Genomic DNA, 20,558 nt, shown 5'->3' with positions numbered 1-20,558 from the left:
GCCGGTAAGCATTAATCAGGAAATCAGGAGACAAATCCTTTGTTCCAGACAGAACCCATACTTTACCTCCAATCCCTTGGGACCGAATGGTTTACTTTCTTCATGGTTTTGATAACTTCAATGGGGTCTGCCGCCTTTTTTGCTGGCATGATAATCATCACCGCTTTCGGGATCGATTTCAAGAAGGGTTTTCTTCTGTTCCAGCTGCTGCTCTGGACTGCCCTGATTACCGAGACCTTTAAGGCGCTGATTGCCTTTCCAAGGCCGGATTTTGTAGACAGCAGGGTACTTAACCTGGAGGATGGAATCAAAAATACCTCTCCTTTTGATGGAAATGGGGATACAGGCTTTTTCAGACTTCCAGACAGGGAGGTCATTGAGGCTTTCCGTCTTCAGGAGCCCCTTCCCGATTCTCCCTTTGGATTTCCTTCTGGGCATGTCGCACTTACCACCGTGCTCTGGGGAGGAGCCTCCAGTGTCTTCAACAGCAGAACAATCAGTAGGCTGGCTCCCGGAGCAGTGCTGATCGTAGCTTTTTCGAGAATGTACCTGGGAAGGCATTTTCTGGGTGATGTCCTGGGAGGAGCTGTTCTGGGTTTAAGTATCCTGGTCGCTTTTAAGTATTTCCTCAAAGGTCCCCTGAAAGATGAATTTTTCAAAAAAGAGAACTTTAAGCCTGTTTTCAGGCAGAAAAATCTCTTTTTTTACTCTATTATGTTTGTAGTTCCTGTTCTTTTTGCATCCCTGTCTCTTGTAAGCGGTGAAGTAGCAGGCTTTTTCCTTGGTGCGAACACGGCATATCTCCTTATAATACGAAAGGGGTTCCCGGAAGATGCGGGAGACACGGGGCAGCGAGCAACCAGGGTATTTATTGCCCTCATGCTGTTTGGGGTATCAACTCTTGTCCTTGATATCGGATTTGCCACAGTGGAAACTTCCATTTCTCCTGGAGCTACTCTCATAGAGTTTTTAAAAGCTTTCATCCCTGCGCTTACCATATGGGTTTCTGCAGGTATCTGTACAAAGCTTGACCTGTACGGAAGAGAATAAGCAATAGAAAGCCCTCAGGGGATGGAAAAACAGCTCGAGGAACATTAAACGCTCTGTAAATTGAAAGAACTTTAAATTGGGTCTGGCGGCCCTGCAAAAAAAGCAGATGATCTAAAAAAGAAAACTGAGAAATAACTTCAAGTTAATTTTGATCATTAAAAAGAAATAAAAAGAAGGAAATTCTTCATGAGTTATAATTCCAGACCTGCGGAAGATAGCAAATTCTGGGAAGATTTACTGCCCGAACCCCTGCCCCTCGAAGACCTTTTCCATAAATACGGAATTGAACGTAGCCATGCCGATAACGTGGCCCGAAATGCACTCGAACTTTTTGAGATCCTCGCTCCTGTCCACGGGCTGGACTCAGAGTTTCGGAAACTGGTGGAATTGGCTGCCCTCGTGCATGATGTAGGGGTAGCTACTGACTTTGAGAACCACCACAGGGCTGGAAGGGACATCCTGCTTCGCCACCCGCCTGCCGAGTTACCTGAAAGGTTGTGGCCGGTTGTTGCCTGGACGGCTTTCCTGCACAAAAAGAAGATTGGAAAAAAGAAACTTGAGGGTCTTAAAGGAAAGACTTTCGGAAAAATGCCCGAAGCCATGCAGGATATTACCCTGAAAGTGGCCGCCCTTATCCGGCTCGCCGATGCCCTTGACTACAGCCGGATGGAAAGCAGGCTCGGGAAGGCCACTTTCAAAGGTCGGGGAGTCAGGTTCGAAATAATAGGGCAGGGAGCTGCAATTGATGCAGAAAGAATGTACAAAAAAGGTGACCTATGGCACCTGCTCTACGATACGGAACTTGAGTTTAAGCCCCAATTGCATATATCATGAAGGTTTAAATCAAAAAAACCATACCTTAAAACCATACTTTACGGTTATTCTTTAAAACCACTTTTTAAAAAACAAGCATTAAGTCTTGGGATTGGAAGATCTGGATGAATTACCTTATACTTGTACGACATGGGGAATCCGGCTGGAACGTTGATGGCAGATTTGGAGGCTGGGTAGACGTCCCTCTGACAGAGAAGGGGATAGAAGAAGCCCTGCTCTGCGCTGCAGAATTTGAGAAGATCAGGCTGGACATTGCTTTTACTTCGAAGCTGGTCCGGGCGCAGGAAACTCTCTTTCTTATCCTTTCTAAACAGGCAAAGATAGGGGTCTTTGTCCATGAAAAAGAAAACCGGTATTCATATCCCCCTAAAATCGAAAAGAGCCTTATACCTATCTATTCCAGTGAAGCCTTAAATGAGCGCTATTATGGGATACTGCAAGGAAAGAAAAAGGAAAAAATGAAAGAGAAATATGGGGAGGAACAGATCTTTCACTGGTGTCGGAGCTACGACGAAGGGCCTCCTGAAGGGGAGAGCCTCAAAGATATCTACAGACGTGTAGTTCCCTATTTCGAAAGGGAGATCCTTCCTGTTTTTCTGGAAGGAAAAAATGTAATTGTCTGTGCTCACCAGAACAGTTTGAGGGCGCTGATCAAGCATATTGAAAGAATCTCCAATGAAGACATCCGCAAAATCAAATTGGCCAATGCAAGGCCCGTAATCTACACACTTTCCGGAGACAGACTGGTCAGGGAAAATGTTGAAATGGACCCGGCGGTGAAAAGGAACATCTAAGCTTTCTTTTAGCCCTCTCTGAATTCTTTTTTTGGGTCCGTCTGATCGCCTCTGGTCGGTAAAGCATTTGCAGGCATCTATTTGCAGGCAGTTTATATATCGCCCAGGGGCAGGATATAGAGTTCGTGTCCCAATTTAATAAAAAGGCGAATGGAATTAAATATATTTCCCAGAAACTTTAGAATGGATCTGTTTCTGGTTTTAACATATGCTTTCAGCAATGAAATTGTCCACAAGCGGGTTGTCCGGAAACAGGCTCATTCAAAAGCAGGCTCATTCAAAAGCAGGCTCATTCAAAAGCAGGCTCATTTAAAAGCAGGCTCATTTAAAAGCAGGCTTGCTCAGATAAAGGGATGTTCAAAAAAGGAGTTCTCAAAACATCTCAACTGCACACCAGGGCCGGGTTTGTGGTGTGGTAGATGTGTAGATATGGTAGTGTGGTAGATAGTAGATATGGTGGTAGATAATATGTTTGGGTGTTTATGGTACCCGGCCCTGTGAAGTGCAGGTTACGGTTCCAGACATTGGGGTATTTTTTATACTTTGTGGTACTTTTTCAGTCTGTTTGGGGTCTATTCACATGAGTACTGATCTTGTGTCCCCCCATCAGGGTTCACATAGTTGGAACCAATTTACTGGTATGAGCTTTCTGTATTTACAGCTCATTAACTTATAATATATTTCTCATGGTTTTAACTCCCTCCAAACAGGATAATTTCGGAAGACTTATATATGCATAAAAAACCTATAACTTCAAATTCATCCATATGAGATAATTTCTAACTTAACTCTTTTTTTTGGAAATTGTTTCAAGTATCAGTATCTTCCGGCTGTATAATTTTAAAATTGTTAGATTTCTTGATGGGATAAACATATATATTAGTTTTTTTAAAACAAAGATTTTTTTATATGTCATTCTTTTGGTTGAAAAGGGAAAAGGCTAATTTTTCTCTATTTTGTTCTCTGAGCGGGAGAATAAAATTAAAAATAGATATATAATATTATTGATTAAACCCCGGAGGAATTTATTGTTTCTTTTGTTACTTTTGCTTGTTCTGTTCCTTTTGTTTCATACTCTGCAAGCCTGGGGCGTGCGAGAGCGATCAGGACTTCCTGTCCTCTCCATGAACCTCTGCTGAATCTGGTTTCAGCAAAAATCTCGCCCCCTCCCCTGGCAACAAAGGGCACGCTGTACAGGGATGTTTTTCCTTCGAGTATTTCAGAGAAGTTTTTTGCGGCTTTAAGGACCTGGTTCTGGGGATGGAAGGAAAGGATATTTTTTCCAAGGAGTTCTTTTTCCGTATATGAAAGGTGCTTGCGGAAAGCGGGATTGGAATGGACAATGCAGCCTTCATGGTCCACTATAAAAATAAAGTCCTTTATACTTTTAAAGAGCCCCTGGAAATCACTGCTGGTTTGCTGGAGTTCTGCTTTTTCCTTTATTCTGCCGATTTCGTTTCCTAGTTCAAGAGCAATGGTTTCAAGCTGTCTTCTGGAAATTTCGGGAATTTCGTCTGCCTTATGGGAACTTAGCTGCATGACTGCAGCAAGACGACTGCCTGAAAAAACGGGAATAAAAGCAGCTGCTCTGAGCTTTTCTTCAGGTGGTGCCTCAAGAGAAGCCATATTTTTAATCTCAAAATAGTGCCTGTAAACAGGTTTTCCTATCCTGAGCAGGTTTGTCAGCCCCTTAGCTTTCCCAAAACCGGACGCTGCTTTCACAAAAGCAGGGGATAATCCCTTGCAGGTCTTTAGTTTCAGTTCCCAGCTGTTCTCATCCGTAAGATAGATGCAACCTGAATCCAGAGGCTCAACTTCAAGAGCCAGATCAAGGAGCCGCCTTAAGATTTCCTGAAGCTCATCTGTGGAAGTAAGGGCAGTGCCGATATCGCGGCGGAGACGCAGGAAGTCAGAGCTTTGCCTTTTTTCAGTAACGTCTATAACTGTCCCATAGAGGTATTCGATATCCCCTTTTTCATCGGAATGAATAAACGTCTGCTCATTAACCCAGCGGACCTCTCCGGAAGCTGTAAGAATCCTGTATTCCTGGAAAAAGTCTTTTCTGCCTTCGTTATAATTCCTGAAAAGGTTCTCCCTTACCTTTTCAACATCAAGGGGATGAATAATGTCTTCATATGTAAGTTTCCCTGAGGTAAAAGCCCCTGCAGGATAACCAAAAAGGATTATGTTTTCAGTCATGAATTCCACAGGTCGTTTTTCTCTGGGACTGCTCAGAAAGACAACTACAGGGCTGTTGCTGACAATTAATTCCAGGACTTTATTTACTTTTAATGAGTAATAAAGGTCTTTTTTTATTTTCTTTTGCTTGCTGATATCTCTTGCAACTGTAAGAACTGTGCTTTTGCCCTCGTAATCCATTAAATGGGCTTCTACTTCTACCGGGATAGAATTCCCATCTTTTTTCAGATAGGTAGTCTCAAAAGTAATTTTCCCTTTCTGGGATATTTTCTTAACTTGCCTGGGAAACTGGTTTCCATATCTGGTATCGATGTTTGCGGGAGCAAGTTTAAGGAGTTCTTCTCTATCGTACCCCAGGCTCATGCACGCCCCTTCGTTTGTTTCCAGGAATTTTCCATTCCTGTCCAGGATAATTAAAATATCGCCGCTTGAGTTAAGCAAAGAGCTGAATTTTTGCTCCTCCTGCCCCAGCTTTTCTGCAAGCTCCCTGCAAGTGGTTATGTCTGAAACAATCCCGAAGTAACGGCTTATCCTGCTGTTTTTCCCGTACTGGATAAGAGTCCGATCCTCAACCCGGCGAACATCTCCACTTTTTGTAAGGATCCTGTATTCTAGGGTATAGTCTGTAATCCCTCTCTCGGAATTACTTATAACTCCGAAATTAAAAGCTTCAAGGTCTTCAGGGTGAACTATGTCAGCATATAGAATTTTTCCCGCCTTAAAATCAGAAGGTTCATACCCAAAGCATGAAATGTTTGCAGAAGAAAACTCGACCGGAAAGCCAGCTTCGGCTTTTCTTATAAAAATGACCGGTGGAATACTTTCGAGGAATATTTTCAATTCTTCTTTGGATTCAAAAAAGTCAGGCAGCTCCTTTTCAGGAAGCCATTTACCTGTGAATTTGTCCTGAAGGCTTTTTTCCGTAATACTGATCCCCTGTTTAAATTAATATAGGCTGACACCTGTATCTTTAATTTATTTATATAACTGTATATTATAATAATCGAGTCTATTAATAAAACTTTCTTTTTCCTCAAGGATTTTTTCATCACGGTGAAAAGATGTATAAGGGCAATGTAGTTGAACATCAGGAATATGGCTGAACTTTAAGGCTTGAAAGGGTGTTTTGAATGTTAAATTATATATAAAAATCCTTTTAATAACTCTTGTTATGAAATAAACACAATTGGAGGAGTGAAATATGGCTGATAAGACCGATAAAGTTGCGGAAAATGTTCCCGGACCTTATTATGTAGATTATGAATGTATCGCATGCAATTTATGTGTGGATACATCACCAGAGAACTTTAAAATGACTGAAGAGGACTCTAACGCTTATGTATATAAACAGCCGGACACTGATGAGGAAAAGGAAGCCTGTAAGGAGGCATTGGAAAGCTGCCCGGTTGAGGCAATAGGAAATGACGGCTAAAATGGTCTTTTCGATCCAATCCAATTTCCTTAATTTTTTTCTGTTTATCGATTTTTTATTTAGAGTAATTTCTCTAGCTGTTTACAGGTTTTCTACAGTTTTTATGCACAGGTTTTTATGCATCTGTTTTCTGTCCATTATTCTATCAACCCGATTTCCGAATAGATCCTGGAAAGCCCCTGAAGAGTGGAATAACCTTTTCTTGTGATGATATAGTCCCCACGTTCACTCCTCTGTAAAACCATGCTTGTATCAAGTAATTTCTGTAGGTGGAAGAGAAGGTTTCCACCGCGAAGCCCGGTGAGTTTGGATAGTTCGGAAAAGGTCTTACTTTCTCCTGAGAGGGCTTTTAGCATAATGAGGCGTTGTTTGTTGGCAATGGGTTCGCAGATTTCTGGAACCATTTTTTCAGGTTTGAGTTCACTGATGTCAGCATGCTCTGTGCCTTCTGTTTGATCTTCGTAGATCTGGAGGGAACGCATTAGCCTGACCTGTTTTTCAAAAAGGGTAGAAGCTTCCGAAAAACACTTGCTGCACTTTTCGGTTTTTGCATGCTTTTTCAGTTCTATTAGCTTTTCCCTGTATATTTTGATAGTTTCGGAGCTGACTTTCTCTTTTCCGACAAGACCTGCAGTTTCCTGTAAAAGATCCCGGAAAGCGGTCTCACAGAGTTCTCGCATCTGACAGTCCTGGGTCATCCCGTTCTCCATGCGCTCGCCAGCTTCCTCGCAGAGGTAGTTTATCATGGGTTTCATGAAGTTTGTCCTCATCTCGGAAAGCATAAGATCTATATGTTGCTGGTTTGCCCGTTGCAGGAAACGGGAAAACTCATTTCGAAGGGAATTAATTTCTTTTTTTATGGAGTGCAGTTCTTCAAAGTAGTTGCTCTCAACATTATATTTTAAAAAATAGTCAGGGACATTTTCAAGTGAATTTATGGGTTCCCCGGTTACTGACTGTGTATTCTTTCCGTTTAGGTTTGGGCTTTCTGTCAGGGTTTCGGAGTTCATGTCGGGTACCTTCCTGTACTACAGTTTACATTGAAATGGTTTTTATTTTTTCCGCAAAATAATTCTGTTTTATTATGAACTCTTCCTATTAAGGGTCATTTTTCTGTACTGAGTGTTAATTGTACATAATCATGACGCTCAAATATATATGTATTCAACACTTTTTAAAATATGTAAACTATATATTAAGTAATATATGGAGGTATATATAAACGGATCTGATCGAACACCATGCCGCATGGAGGCGTTTTTGCCGCCCATCGCCATATGAAACTGTACAGTCCCCACAAAACGAAGAATACGAAGCACCAAGTTTCGTCGATATGGCAGACTCTTCAGACTATACGCACCCCATCACTGCTTTTGTTTTGAATGCCAGTGGAGAACAGCTTGAAGCCTTCGGCTACCTTAACAAATGGATGCAACACTACGGAATCAGGTTCTGCAATTCCGACTCTTGTGAGTGCGAGCACACCGAGGCCTTCCAGGGAGCTTTACAGTTTGCAGGTCAACGTCTTAGTATGGCAGATCAACGCCCTGACATAAAGTAAGTAGATACACCTATCTTTTCATAGTGCGATAGACCTTTGCCGCTTTTAAATCACACACCACCATGCGGCAAGTGTGTACCTACTTTATTTACATAGGGCTTATGTGGCCTGGAGATAAACTGTCATTTATTCTTCAGGCAATGAGCCCTAATGTTCTTAAATATGTTATCTTATCAATATTTTGCTATATCGACTCTCTTTATTATAATAATCATTATTATTTTTTCTATATATATATTACGGTTGGGTTTTGCCGGATTAGCCAGGCTTCTATTTTTTAATTTCGTATTCTGCTGTGCTTACACATATCTTTTTTACTATTTCACTGTTCTTTTTCCGGCTGTAAAATTTGTCTGAATAGTCAGGCTGCCGTCTTTTTAAATAATTGGGTTTTTATTATTTCCAATAAAATTCCTTATTTTTTTCAATAAAATTTAATAATAATACTTATTTTGTAAAAAAATCTGTTTAAATTAATCTAAAAGTCATTTAATGTAATAATATATCGATTATCTTGAATAAAGGGATTTTTTACCGGTTAATAATGAAAATAACTACGTTTTAATTTTAAACATATTCTCAATATGTATACTTTCAAGCAAAAATACAAAAAGTAGGGATAAAAATAGGGGTAAAAAGTAGAGGTGAAAGTAGATTAATTTGGCACAAATGTCCTAATTATTAAATTTTTAAGGTCATATTTGTGTACAAAAAAACAGATTGTGCAGAATTATGACGCTTAAGTATATAAATCTGTAGTTTAATTAACTGATTGGTGATAATTCATGGAGTTAAAAGACATTAACAACTTCGTAGAGACTGCAAATGAAGAACAGCTCAAGGCTTTCGGTTTCCTCGGCCAGTGGATGATGGATAATGTGCCAAATTACTGCAACTGTCCATCAAAGTGCAACCAGAACTGTGAGCTTGCAAAAGCACTGGGCGGCGCACTCCAGGCTGCCGGGCAGAGACTTCAGGGCCAGTAATTGAAAGAGTAAGCAGAATTCTTACTAGAGTTCTGCTGCCCCTTTATATTCTCCTTTATGTTTTTATTTTTTTGGCTTATGGACCAGGGGTTCACAACACATTTTTTACATGAATGATATATAACGCATAAAATCAAATTATGAATCTATAAGTATGAATCTATAATTCAAGGGGGAATCTAATATGGAACCAACAGCCTCAGATTGGATTAATTTCTGGAACGCAAACAATTTTGCAGTGATTACCGACAATACAAAGCCAGCCATGAAATGGACCGTCTCGGAACTCAAAAAACGGGGCAAAAATGTATATGTCGTTGACCTCTCCGAAAAACCTGCTCCCGACTCCTTGAAAAACGTTTCCGAACTTCCGACTGGCTTGGACCGCGTCGTCATAGGCATAACGAAATCCGACCCCGGAGACCAGATCTCCGTCCTGAAAGAAAAAGGCACAAAAAAAGCCTGGATTCACTGGAGAACCGAAACCGAAAAAGCCCTCAGTGCCTGCAGAGATGAAGAACTCGAATACCTGGCAGGTCGCTGCCCCATGATGTACCTCGGAAGCGGGCTCAGCATACACGGATTGCACAGGACGATTGCAAAGATGACGGGGAAATATTGAAAAAAGGATGGGTTTGATTCGCTATTATGTACTTTTTTGTGTTCAGCTTAAGAGGACTTAAAACAATTCTTATTCTATTTTTTGTTTTAAACGTTTGCTCGTAAATCATACACTGTTGCCTTGATGGGACTTTGTAAATAAATTATTAACCCTTATTTATATATATCATTAAATCAACTAGACTAGTGGGCATCTGGAAAGGTCGTTAAAGACTTGTTTTTAACTCTTTTTTTAACCCCCCCATACCCCCCACTCTCCAATACCCGGATGCCCAATCCCCATATTATCAATATCACTGACAATTCTTTTTTATCCTGGGATTTTTAAAGTTGTGATTTTCAGGGTATCGATGGTGTTATTCCAGAAGCCATGTTATTATCGGCTTTATGAGTATTATCCTGCCCTGCTTTTTCGGACTGGGCTGAGCGTTCGCTCGGTGAAAAGACAGGTCCGAGATAGTGAATATGGTTTTTCGGGAAGATTTTCACAACTCTATTTATTATATTTTGGTGGCGGCTCCTTCTAACAAACCCCTGACAACCGTTTCCATAAGTTTCTCGCTATCTTCCTGAGACTTCCTTAACTTTTCCTCAAGTTCATCACACAAACCCATGAGTTGCTCGACTTTTTCAACGATGCGTTTTTGTTCATTGAGGGGTGGGAGAGGAATTAAAAGATTTTCTATTTGGACTTGGTTTACTGAAGCCTGACCACATGTCTGCTTTGCATCGCCTTCAAATGTTTTCCTGATTTCTCTTGTTTGAAATAGAATATTTATTAGTCATGAAGAGTTTCCTTCATTAATAATCTCACTCTGATATTCTTACTTTCAAAAACTAAAGGTTCACCAAAATCTCGGATAACACCAGCTTTTCCAACAAGTTCCCTGCTATTCACTCGATTAACTAACAGGTCTCCACTTAAAAGTTGATAATTTTTAAGCTCGTCTTCAGTCAAAATCATTCGTTTTAAATCTTTGAGATTGATCTCCCCACCATTGATATTATACATTCTAAGACAGCCGATTCCGTCCTCTGAATAATATTTTGCATGTTTGTATATACCGTTCATCATTGATTCGACAATCTTACCGAATCTTATCCATTCCCAACTTGTAGGTACTTCATATGGTATTTCAATAGTATCTACAACAGGTAAAGGTGAGAATTTTTTAATTTTCCCTTCTTTAACTAGCTGTCTTTTTTCCGCTTCAATCCTCTCAATCAAAACACTTGCCGGCTCATCCTCTGGATTCTGCTCTACAAGTTTCCCCTATACCGCAAGCTGAAGAATCGCCTGCTTTAGTTTTCCAACATTTTCAGGGTTGTCGTAGAGAAAATCAAAATTTTCGCAGATGCGCTGCCAGTTCTGTTCGAATTCTTCCTGATTTTCTGCGCTGAACATTTTGTCAAGGGCGGCGCTGTTGAATTTGCTCTGGATTTCCTGTTTTTTCTGGTGGCGGGCTTCGAGTTTATCGCAGAGGGACATTAGTTCGTCAACTTTAGAGACAATGCGTTTTTGCTCGGCGAGGGGTGGGAGAGGGACGATCAAAGACTTTAAAGATGTTGCATTTACATTTGGCTGACCAGTTACAGCACACTTAGAATAGAGTTGATCCCAGTAAAGTGGGGAATCCGCATATAATTTTAAATACTTAGGGAATATCAAATTATTTGGTACTATTCTAATGAGGTATGAGGCAAAAACCGCATTTAAAGTTAAATTTTCGACCAAGTAGGATTTCCCTATAGTTCCTCCTGTTCGAGCAATGAGTAGGTCATTGTTGTTTAGAGCATAAGCGCCTAACTTATGCTTATCAATTTCACAACCTGGAACCGTTTCCCAATTAACTTTGTTATTTTGAATATCTGTGATTCTAAGCAGTCGAACATCTTTCAAAGTGGTATTTGCAGAAGCTGTATATCCATAATGAATAGCATTTGAAACATGATCCATACGAGTAAAAATCCAGCCTTTTGGAGAATCAAATGGCAGTTCATCTTCTCGCACAGATTGTAAAGGTTTAGTATTTTTTCCGCTCAAAACCGAAGCTGTTTCATCCTCTGGATTTTGTGGCACGAGTTTTCCCATCACCGCAAGCTGCAAAATAAGTTCTCTCAACTTCTGCACCCCATTCGGCGCATCTGTAAGCAGTTCAAAGTTTTCAAAAAATACGTCCGGATTCATGCGTTTTTCCCTGCCAGCGCGTCCATGAGTTCTTTTTTGAGGGCGGTTCGGGTTTCTTCTATTTCGGAAAGGAGGGTCTGGTATTTTTTCCAGCAGTTCTTCAGGGTCCCCGTGGTCGTTTTCAACTGTGTTTGGGTTTTTGATGTCGAGGTTGTAGTTGCTGGCGATTATGTCTTCTACTTTTACTTTCCAGGCGTTTTCACTTTCTTCGCGCTTGGTCCACCAGGCTTTTTCCGGGGCAAATTCTTCTATGCGCATGGGTTTTGTTTTGGAGTAAGACTTGTAGCCGGCGGGGTAGGGGTGTTCGTAGTACCATACTTCTTTTGTGGGTTCGCCTTTGGTGAAGAAAAGGAGGTTGGTTTTTATGCCAGTGTAGGGGCTGAAGACGCCGTTTGGGAGGCGGACAATTGTGTGCAGGTTGCACTCCTCAAGGAGTTTTTCTTTAATGCGGGTCTTTGCGCCTTCGCCAAAGAGGGTGCCGTCAGGGAGGACTATTGCGCAGCGGTCTCCATCTTTTAAAATGTGCATTATCAGGACTAGGAAAAGGTCAGCGGTCTCGCGGGTCTGGAAATTGGTTGGGAAGTTTGTCTCTATTCCGTCTTCTTCCACGCCTCCGAAAGGCGGATTTGTCACTATCATGTCTACGCGGTCTTTCGGGGTGTAGTCACGGAGCGGGCGATCGAGGGTGTTGTCATGGTGGATGCGGGAAGGGACTTCTATTCCGTGGAGGAGTACGTTGGTTATGCAGAGCAGATGCGGAAGCTGCTTTTTCTCAACGCCGGAGATGGATTCCTGTAAAATGCGGTGGTCTTCCACGGAATTCACGTATTTTTCGTGGATGTGTTCTATTGTGCTGGTCAGAAAACCGCCTGTACCACAGGCAGGGTCAAGGACTTTTTCGCCCAGCTTCGGGTCAACCATGTCCACCATGAACTGGGTGACGGCTCTCGGGGTGTAGAACTCGCCTGCATTGCCTGCACTCTGGAGGTCTTTGAGGATTGAGGTCTTTGAGGATTTTTTCGTAAATTGAGCCGAAGGTGTGCAGGTCTTTTGAATTCGTGAAGTCGATATCGTTTATCTTGTTTATGATCTGGTGGATCAGGGTCCCATTTTTTCTTCTTTTTTGAATCCATTTATACTACCGATTAACATTAAATTGTCAAAATAAATGTTAGTCTGGTTCTCTAACTATTATATTCATGTATTGTAAATTATACATTAAAAATAATATATACTCCGAGTTCATAGTATAACTTACGTTCTCATCAATTGAAAATCCACTAGTAAAAAAGCACCTATTCCAAAAAGATTAACCCCACTAAAAAGATTAAAAAACGAATAAATCTCAACCCACAAGTCAAAACCTCAAACCTCTTCCCAAACTAAAAAAATTAAAAAATGAAAAACTTTCAGCCCACAAATCAGACACTTCAACCCTCTTCTCTATATAAATAAGAAAGTAGAATGTTCTAAAAGCCATTTGGAACTTCCAGGTTCTTAGATGAGAACGTAACATCTTTTTATATAAATTTAAAACAAAAATAAAATAATTCAAAATCATTTTTCAAGTCATTTTTCAAGTCATTTTTCAAGTCATTTTTCAAGTCATTTTTCAATTTTATCACATTTCAAGTTTCAATTCTATCACGTTAGTCGGGGAGTAATTTTCAGTGTAGTTCACACTTTAACTATTAAATGTCTTGTGTTTTTGATGTTCTTGCATAGATGACCCTTTTTCAGCACATTTTAACCTTTTTTGTAATCTTTGAATTTTGTTATACCATCAATATAACATTATATTATTAAGCTAAAAGTTAGTATAATTCGCTATCGGTTATAGGTCTGCATTGTGATTATATGTTAAAAATAATATATACCCTGAGTGCATAGTATAACTTGCGTTCTCATCAGTTGAACACCCACTAGCAAAAAACCCTACTCCACAAAGATTTACCTACATTAAAAAGATTATAAAACAAAAAATCTCAACCCACAACCCACAAGTCAAATACCTCAAACCTCTTCCAAACTCAAAAATGAGAAACTTAAATTTTTTTAACTCCTTTCGGAACTTTCAGGGTTTTGAGAACGCACCTCTTTTAAAAACAAAATTAAAAACAAAATAATTTTTTGTAGTTTTTCAATCCTTAGAACTTTTGCTTATAACCTTTGTAATTAACTTTTGCTTATAACCTTTGTAATTTGCTTTTGCTTATAACCTTTGTAATTTGCTTTTTAGCCTTCGTCGATCGTTTTCACGTCTCCTTCTACCCTTTTAAGCTCTTCTTTAATCTTTTTCATAACCCCTTCTGCAGCCATAATTCCGGTTGCAGCGGCATTGACTATGTCCCTTGAGAGCCCGGCTCCGTCTCCTGCTGCAAAGAGGTTTTTGATGCTGGTTTCCATCTGGCGGTCGACTTTCAGGTGCATGGCGTAGAACTTTACTTCAGGGGCGTAAAGCAGGGTTGAGTCCGAGGCAACACCGGGAATGATCTCGTTTAGGGTTTCAAGACCCTCGATTATATCCATAACAATCCTGTGTGGAAGAGCCATCGAGATGTCGCCGGGGGTGACGTCTTTTAATGTGTTTATAACCAGGTTTTTGGCAAGACGCTCCTTTGTAGAACGGCGCCCGCGCCTGAGGTCGGCCATGCGCTGGAGGACAGGCTTTCCTCCACCGATTGTTGTTGCAAGCTTTGCTATTGAACGGGCGTATTTGGTTGTGTTTTCCATGGGTTCGGTCAGTTCTATATGGACAAGAAATGCGAAATTGGTGTTTTCTGACTCCGTGTTTGCCATCGAATGCCCGTTAGTTGCAATAAAGTCTTCATATTCTTCCTTTACGACAAAGCCGCGCCGATTTGTGCAAAAAGTCCTGACAAAGTCATCATAGCGGCGGCTCTGGATATGGAACTTGGGGTCCCGGTTGATTTTCGTTACAGGGTCCATAATAATTGCAGGGACTTCCACCCTGACTCCTATGTCAATCCCCCCGTAACGGGCTTCTATATCATGTTTTTCAATCATATCTGAGACCCAGTTGCAGCCCCTTCTCCCCGGGGACAGGACCACGTAACGCGCACGGATAACCCTTCCGCCTGAAAGTATAACTCCTTTGCACGCTCCGCCCTCAACAAGCAGGCCTTGGACTTCAGTCTCGATCAGGAAATCCACACCTTTATCAACAAGGTCCTTTTTGAAGCGCCCTATGACTGCAGGAGCGTTGTCCGAACCTATATGCCGTTGTTTGATCTCTATAAACCGGGCTCCGACCGAAGCGGCCCTGCGTTTTAGCTCCTCTATTTCCGGGCCTTCGGTAAGGAGAGCTTCTCGAGGCGCTCCGAATTTTAGGAAAACTTTATCAACCCTGTCCACCAGTTCCCAGGCTTCGGTCTGGTCTCCGGTAAGGGCTGCAAGGTCTCCTCCGATGTCAGGTCGCAGGTTCAGGGTCCCATCAGAAAATGTCCCGCATCCCCCAACTCCGCACATGATCTCACATGGAGTGCAGTGCATGCAGTAGCCCCGGTTTTTCATGGAGCAGAGGCGTTTGTCAATGTCCCTGCCCATATCAATAACAAGAATTTTCAGCTTCCCGGCTGCAAGCTCGTAAGCTGAAAACATCCCAGCAGGCCCTGCCCCTATAATTACGACATCATATACAGAGCCTACATTTTCTATCTCAACAGCCTGGTTTTCGTCACCCATAGGCCACTCTCCTAAAATTTTCAACGTTAATCCCGGAATAACATGTGAATTTCTTTAAGCCCATTAATATGAACTTCTTGATGACCTTCGGTAAATTCCCATAGTTCCTGGTATATTATTATATTCCCTGCTTGTATTTACACTCAACTCCAGGCTACACCTACCTCCGCTGAATAGGGTCTCGAGTTTCTTCGGAAAAGTTACTTTCTTCAAACATTCCCATGATTCAGGACAGTATTTACTCTGAGACCCTCCCATTGGCAGGCATTGTGTTCATTTTTTCTGGATTACCTGTATGATTACCTGTACGACTACCTGTACTATTCTCAACCTGCACTTTTCGGTTCTTATACTGTTTTGGATAACTTATGCTACTCTGGTAAGCGGCAGTTTTTGGGATAACCTCCATTTTTCTTGAGAACCTTTAACCGGTGCTTCAGGAAACTATACCAAGCAGTAATAACAAAACTACAAGCCTTACAATTATACTTAGTGTCGTAGAATACACAACAATCTGTACTCCAAGGCGTGTCCCGAAAATAGCTACTTTTTTTGGGAGCTGGCTGCGGATGGCAAAAACCGGGAGCATGAACATACTGCCAAGCATAAGCACGATCATTGCCTGCACATTTGTTATCTCTCCTGAATGGAGCATGGGACCAAGAAGTGAAATTCCGAGTATAGGGCTCGCAACGTAACTTGTCAGGGGGACAATTGTCTCCGGAGGGATTTCAAAAAGCTCGGCAAGAGGAAGTACACTGAATATCTCGAAAGCTCCGTGATCCTGAAGGACAAAGATGACGGTGGTTGCCAGGAGGTAAATTCCTGCAATCTTCAGGAAAACCTTGAACTCTTTTTTTAATGCACGCTTTAATGCGGTCTTCAGAGCCACTTTTTCCGTGTTCCGGGTCTCTGGGGCTTTGCAGGAGTTGCCTTTAAGAAAAAGCTTGCTTGCAACCGCAATTACCAGGATCTTGAACACTGCAGTGATTACAAATACAAGAGAGTAAAAACCCCCTACCACAAGCCCGAGTGCAGGCAGCACGATGGGGATCTGGTAGGTGAAGAGCTCCCGAAAATAGGCAGGGGTTGCGTTCATCATTGAACAGAGCACGACCTCCTTTTCATTAATGCAGTTTTCCTTTTTTGCCTGAAAAAGCATACTGTTTGAAGCAACAGCAGATCCTATTGCCACAACGAAGGTTGAAGCACAGGTTTCTGGCAGGTTCGTGTAGGCAAAAATAGGGCTTACAAATTTTGAGATTTTTTGCATCAAGCCGAGTTCCACAAGCACGCTGGTACCTACAAGCCCTACAAAAATCATTACAAGTATCGGAAGAGCAAAATCCAGTACACTGAGGAAAAGTTCTATCATTGAAGTTTATTTGGGTCGGGCAGGTAAATCAATCTATCCAGTAAAGGTTCGGGACTCCTGTCCTAAAAACTTCCTGTTTTTAAGGTTAATAATTTAACATTTAGCGTTTGTACATAGCGTTTTTACTTAGTTTTGAATTTATGGCTGGGACATCAGATTCAATCTTATTCGGCTTCCGTTCCTCTCACTACGAGTACGGCTTTTCTGGAATGTCTCGTTACATTTTGAGCCACGCTTCCCAGCAAAAACCTCTGGACTCCTGTCCTGCCGTGTGTTCCCATCACGATCAGGTCTATATCATTTTCTTCTGCAAACTCAATAATTTCATGCGCTGGATTTCCTTCAAGGATAACGGGTTCGACCTCAACATTCGCGGCTTTTCCTGCAGTTTCTACATAAGCTGCCGCTTTCTTTCCTTCGGCAGTTAGGTGCTCTTTCATTGCTTTATCCCATCCCATGTCTCTTGGATGAGTCAGGGAAATACTTCCTGATTCGACTACGTGTATAGCATAGAGCTTTGCCCCGCCCAGTCTTGCGATCTCAATCGCCGTATCAACCGCTTTTTTGACGAGTTCCGAACCATCCGTTGCAACCATTATCTTCCCGTAGATATTACTTTTCATACTTGACTCCCCTTCTATTCTATATCCATTATTATCTGTAATGTTTATGTTTTTATCTGCTACACGTCCGGGCTCAAGAGGTGCGCCTTTCCCACCGGATGTCCGGGTTTTGCTTCCAGGGCGGAGGTTCAGAACTGTCTTGTCATGAGCAATGTTTTCGCCTCTTTTTCTCTGAAAGTACCCCTCCTGCATCCAGGGCAGAGTTCCATCCAGAAATCTTCTCCGGAAAGAAGGGGAACTTTTTCGGAAATGGCTCTCCTTACTTTTTCAAGTTCCTTGAGAGTTGCAAATGTGGCTCCGCACTTCCTACAGGGTGTGAGTTTGAGGGAAATAATCCTGTCCGGTAGAAGAACCCGGTTTTCACCTGCCTTTTTTTCCCCTTCCAATTTTCCTCCCAATTTTCCTTCTATATTTTCTTCTATATTGCTTTCTTCTCTCAAAAGAAACATTATTGCGTTTTCAGGACAGTTCAGGGCGCAGAGTTCACAGTTCAGGGTACAGCTTCCAGGGAACTGTATGTTCCTCATGCCTCCTTCTTCTGAAAAATGAATTATTCCCTCAGGACAAACCGATGTACAGGCCCTGCACCCTATACACTTTTTCTCATCCGCTATAATCAACCTTATTCTTTCGTTCATCTCCGGGCCTCCCTGCCAGCGGCAATCGAAGGATCAAGGATTTTTTTCATTTTCTCCACATTTCTATGCCTTATATTTTTTCCAAAACTTTCGGCTTCTGCGCAGAAAAGGGCTGCTGTAGGGCAGGTGGCTACACAGACAGGAATTTCTTTTTCCGGACAGAAATCGCAGCGTTCAATAACTCCTCCCTTCAGGACTGCAGCTCCGAAAGGACAGGCAAGGATGCATAGCCCGCATCCCGTACATTTTTCAGCATCATATTCGAGTCTGCCGTTTTCGTACCTTAGAGCTCCTCCGGGACAGGGAACCGTGCAGAGCGGGGTCTCGCACTGGCGGCAGGAAACCGGAACCGGAGCAAGTCCTTCCACGACTTCTAAGGATATGCGTGAGGTTTTGTTTTCTCTCTGGCAGGCAAGTTCACAGGCCCTGCAGCCAATACAGCGGGAAAGGTCACAGTATACTGCGGCTGGCATTTCTCATACCCTCCTTACCCGACAGGCTGAGACTTTGAATTCGGGAATTCCGGCTTCTCTGTCAAGGGCGTCTCCTGTCAGCATGTTTGTCCCCGAAAAGTGGAAAGGCATGAAAAATACTCCCCTGCTTACCCTTTCGGTCAGCCTGGCTTTTGCTTGTGTGCTTCCACGCCGGGTTTCCAGTATAATGTTGTTTCCTTCTTCGATTTTCATGGTCTGTGCATCCGAAGGGTTGATTTCCACAAAGAGTTCAGGTTCTTTTTCTAGCAGGAAACTGCTCCGCCTGCTCATAGAACCTCCGTTATAGTGAAGCCCTGTCCTGCCTGTTGTAAGCAGAAAAGGGTAGGCTGGTTCGGGGCTCTCGGCAGGAAGCCTGTATTCCACCGGAATGAGCCTGGCCAACCCGTCAGGGGTGTTGAACCTTTCCGTGTGCATTATAGGGGTCCCTGGATGCCCGGATTCGGGACATGGCCAGCTTACTCCGTACGCTTGCAGCAGCCTCTCTTTTGTTATGCCACCGTACATTGGGGCTGCCCGGGAAATTTCGGCAAGCACCTCTCCGGCATCCCTGTATTCAAGACCCAACCCTAGCTTTTCTGCAAACCCCTGAAGGATCTCAAGGTCGGCTTTTGCTTCTCCCGGTGGGGCAATAGCCCTTGAAACCCACTGGACCCGTCTTTCGGTAGAGGTAAAGCTTCCTTCTTTTTCCGCCCAGGCGGCAGCTGGCAATATCAGGTCGGCATATTCGGCTGTATCTGTCATGAAAATGTCCTGTACTACCAGAAAGTCCAGTTTTTCCAGGGCTTTTCTCACATTGAGAGAATCTGGATGCGAGTTTACCGGGTCTTCTCCGAGCAGGTAAAGAGCTTTAAGCTTTCCTGCATGAGCAGCCTCACTCATTTTCGCGGTCGTAAGGCCGGGTTTTTCCGAAAGTTTTTCAGCTGCCCAGATTTTCTTCAGCCTTGCGGCTGCTTCCTTATCCCCAACTTTTCCGTACCCCGGGAAGTATTCGGAAAGGGCTCCCATATCGCAGGCTCCCTGCACATTGTTCTGTCCCCTCAGGGGAAAAATACCTGCTCCCTTTTTCCTTACCTGCCCGCAGATCAGGGCAAGATCCGAACAGGCTATAACGTTGTCAGTGCCCGATATGTGCTGGGTGATTCCCATGGAATAGAGGATTGCTGCAGCATTTGCCTTTGCATACTCCCGGGCTGCTTTAATTATGTCTCCTGCAGGAACGCCTGTGATTGCGGATGCGGCTTCAGGGGCATATTCGGAAAGGATTTTTTCAAGCCTTTCAAAGCCCAGGGTTCTTTTCCGGATAAATTCCCTGTCTTGGAGCCCTTCGGATACTATCACATGCATCATCCCGTTTAACAGGGCAACATCCGTGCCCGGCCTGAGCCTGAGGAACAGGTCCGAAAGCCAGGTGCTGGGAGTCCGGCGGGGGTCAGCCACAATCACAAATGCCCCGCGTTCCTTTGCCCGCAGAATCCAGCGGGATATGACAGGATGGTTTTCGGCAAAATTTGATCCCACCACGAAGATGCAATCGGAGTTCTCAAGGTCTGAGAGCGGGTTTGTCATGGCTCCTGCCCCAAGGCTCTTTCCGAGGCCTGTCAGGGTCGACGCATGGCAGAGTCTTGCACAATTGTCCACATTATTTGTCCCGAGCAGCCTGGCAATTTTCTGGAACAGGTAATTTTCTTCATTGCTGCACTTGGCAGAGCCCAGAAATGCAAGGGCATCAGGGCCATATTCCTTCAGGGCGGAACCCATTTTTGTTGCCGCCAGGCTCATAGCTTCTTCCCAGCCGATTTCTTTCCAGCTGGTTTCAGTCTTCTGGAGGGGGTGCAGCAATCGGTCAGGGTGGGTCAGGATCTCTGTAGACGCATTGCCTTTGGGGCAGAGGCTTCCTTCATTTACCGGGTGTCCGGGCATATAACTGAGCCCTGCAACTTTTCCCTCCTTTACCTCAAGAAAAAATCCACAACCCAGGCTACAGTAAGGGCAGATGGTAGGATACAGGTTTTTCTCTTCCATATCTTCTGGCTCCCGGTGCTCTTAGGAAAAGGTTGG

Annotated in this window: 18 protein-coding genes; 7 read left to right on the top strand and 11 right to left on the bottom strand. The window is 43.0% G+C overall.

Going from position 1 to position 20,558, the window contains the following annotated elements; all coding sequences use genetic code 11:
• Window positions 1-39 precede the first annotated feature (39 nt).
• The 3 genes from MSWH1_RS11300 to MSWH1_RS11290 all read left to right on the top strand — a co-directional run bounded on the left by MSWH1_RS11300 (window position 40) and on the right by MSWH1_RS11290 (window position 2,678).
• Window positions 40-1,050 carry a phosphatase PAP2 family protein gene (locus tag MSWH1_RS11300; protein ID WP_048128597.1) on the top strand — a complete coding sequence of 337 codons (1,011 nt, stop codon included), beginning with the start codon at window positions 40-42 and terminating at the stop codon, window positions 1,048-1,050.
• Window positions 1,051-1,236: 186 nt separating this feature from the next.
• Window positions 1,237-1,884 carry an HD domain-containing protein gene (locus MSWH1_RS11295; RefSeq protein ID WP_048128595.1) on the top strand — a complete coding sequence of 216 codons (648 nt, stop codon included), beginning with the start codon at window positions 1,237-1,239 and terminating at the stop codon, window positions 1,882-1,884.
• A 104-nt stretch (window positions 1,885-1,988) separates the two neighbouring features.
• On the top strand, window positions 1,989-2,678 hold the full coding sequence (locus tag MSWH1_RS11290) for a histidine phosphatase family protein (RefSeq protein WP_048128594.1): 690 nt from the start codon (window positions 1,989-1,991) through the stop codon (window positions 2,676-2,678).
• Between the two features lie 1,008 nt (window positions 2,679-3,686).
• On the opposite strand, the gene MSWH1_RS11280 is transcribed toward MSWH1_RS11290, so the two are convergent.
• On the bottom strand, window positions 3,687-5,747 hold the full coding sequence (locus MSWH1_RS11280; protein WP_255350522.1) for a PAS domain S-box protein: 2,061 nt from the start codon (window positions 5,745-5,747) through the stop codon (window positions 3,687-3,689).
• A gap of 331 nt (window positions 5,748-6,078) precedes the next feature.
• On the opposite strand from MSWH1_RS11280, the gene MSWH1_RS11275 reads away from it, so the two are divergent.
• On the top strand, window positions 6,079-6,309 hold the full coding sequence (locus MSWH1_RS11275) for a ferredoxin (protein WP_048128588.1): 231 nt from the start codon (window positions 6,079-6,081) through the stop codon (window positions 6,307-6,309).
• A 137-nt stretch (window positions 6,310-6,446) separates the two neighbouring features.
• Here the strand turns inward: MSWH1_RS11275 and MSWH1_RS11270 are convergent, their stop codons facing one another.
• A complete protein-coding gene (locus MSWH1_RS11270; protein WP_082088119.1) occupies window positions 6,447-7,319 on the bottom strand; it encodes a winged helix-turn-helix domain-containing protein in 873 nt (290 codons plus the stop codon).
• A gap of 323 nt (window positions 7,320-7,642) precedes the next feature.
• Between MSWH1_RS11270 and MSWH1_RS11265 the strand changes: the two genes are divergently transcribed.
• From MSWH1_RS11265 to MSWH1_RS11255, 3 genes are all read left to right on the top strand, one after another.
• Complete coding sequence (locus MSWH1_RS11265) at window positions 7,643-7,870, top strand: hypothetical protein (protein WP_048128586.1); 228 nt, start codon at window positions 7,643-7,645, stop codon at window positions 7,868-7,870.
• Between the two features lie 785 nt (window positions 7,871-8,655).
• Window positions 8,656-8,856, top strand: a complete 201-nt coding sequence (locus MSWH1_RS11260; RefSeq protein WP_048128584.1) for a hypothetical protein — start codon at window positions 8,656-8,658, stop codon at window positions 8,854-8,856.
• A gap of 184 nt (window positions 8,857-9,040) precedes the next feature.
• A complete protein-coding gene (locus MSWH1_RS11255; RefSeq protein WP_048128582.1) occupies window positions 9,041-9,478 on the top strand; it encodes a CoA-binding protein in 438 nt (145 codons plus the stop codon).
• Window positions 9,479-9,977: 499 nt separating this feature from the next.
• On the opposite strand, the gene MSWH1_RS20880 is transcribed toward MSWH1_RS11255, so the two are convergent.
• The 9 genes from MSWH1_RS20880 to fdhF form a co-directional block, all read right to left on the bottom strand.
• On the bottom strand, window positions 9,978-10,229 hold the full coding sequence (locus MSWH1_RS20880; RefSeq protein ID WP_369798600.1) for a restriction endonuclease subunit S: 252 nt from the start codon (window positions 10,227-10,229) through the stop codon (window positions 9,978-9,980).
• A 26-nt stretch (window positions 10,230-10,255) separates the two neighbouring features.
• Entirely contained in the window at window positions 10,256-10,705 is a 450-nt protein-coding gene (locus MSWH1_RS11250; RefSeq protein WP_048128580.1) for a hypothetical protein, read from the bottom strand.
• 45 nt (window positions 10,706-10,750) lie between these two features.
• Entirely contained in the window at window positions 10,751-12,595 is a 1,845-nt protein-coding gene (locus tag MSWH1_RS19680) for an N-6 DNA methylase (protein ID WP_052723170.1), read from the bottom strand.
• A 1,305-nt stretch (window positions 12,596-13,900) separates the two neighbouring features.
• Window positions 13,901-15,370, bottom strand: coding sequence for an NAD(P)/FAD-dependent oxidoreductase (locus MSWH1_RS11235; RefSeq protein ID WP_048128576.1), 1,470 nt, complete (start codon window positions 15,368-15,370; stop codon window positions 13,901-13,903).
• A 436-nt stretch (window positions 15,371-15,806) separates the two neighbouring features.
• Window positions 15,807-16,745, bottom strand: coding sequence for a nucleoside recognition domain-containing protein (locus MSWH1_RS11230; protein WP_048128574.1), 939 nt, complete (start codon window positions 16,743-16,745; stop codon window positions 15,807-15,809).
• Between the two features lie 164 nt (window positions 16,746-16,909).
• Entirely contained in the window at window positions 16,910-17,368 is a 459-nt protein-coding gene (locus MSWH1_RS11225; RefSeq protein ID WP_048130446.1) for a universal stress protein, read from the bottom strand.
• A 128-nt stretch (window positions 17,369-17,496) separates the two neighbouring features.
• Window positions 17,497-18,006, bottom strand: coding sequence for a ferredoxin family protein (locus MSWH1_RS17575; protein ID WP_052722758.1), 510 nt, complete (start codon window positions 18,004-18,006; stop codon window positions 17,497-17,499).
• Window positions 18,003-18,479 carry a 4Fe-4S dicluster domain-containing protein gene (locus MSWH1_RS11215; RefSeq protein WP_052722759.1) on the bottom strand — a complete coding sequence of 159 codons (477 nt, stop codon included), beginning with the start codon at window positions 18,477-18,479 and terminating at the stop codon, window positions 18,003-18,005. The genes MSWH1_RS17575 and MSWH1_RS11215 overlap by 4 nt, the downstream gene beginning before the upstream one ends.
• A gap of 3 nt (window positions 18,480-18,482) precedes the next feature.
• The gene (fdhF, locus tag MSWH1_RS11210) at window positions 18,483-20,522 is read right to left on the bottom strand and encodes a formate dehydrogenase subunit alpha (protein ID WP_048128572.1); all 2,040 of its coding nucleotides are present in this window, start codon (window positions 20,520-20,522) and stop codon (window positions 18,483-18,485) included.
• Between the last annotated feature and the right edge of the window lie 36 nt (window positions 20,523-20,558).

The organism is Methanosarcina sp. WH1, from assembly GCF_000970005.1.
Taxonomy (GTDB): Archaea; Halobacteriota; Methanosarcinia; order Methanosarcinales; family Methanosarcinaceae; genus Methanosarcina.
The sequence above is the reverse complement of the archived record's forward strand: the minus strand, read 5'-3'. Positions and strand labels throughout refer to the sequence as shown.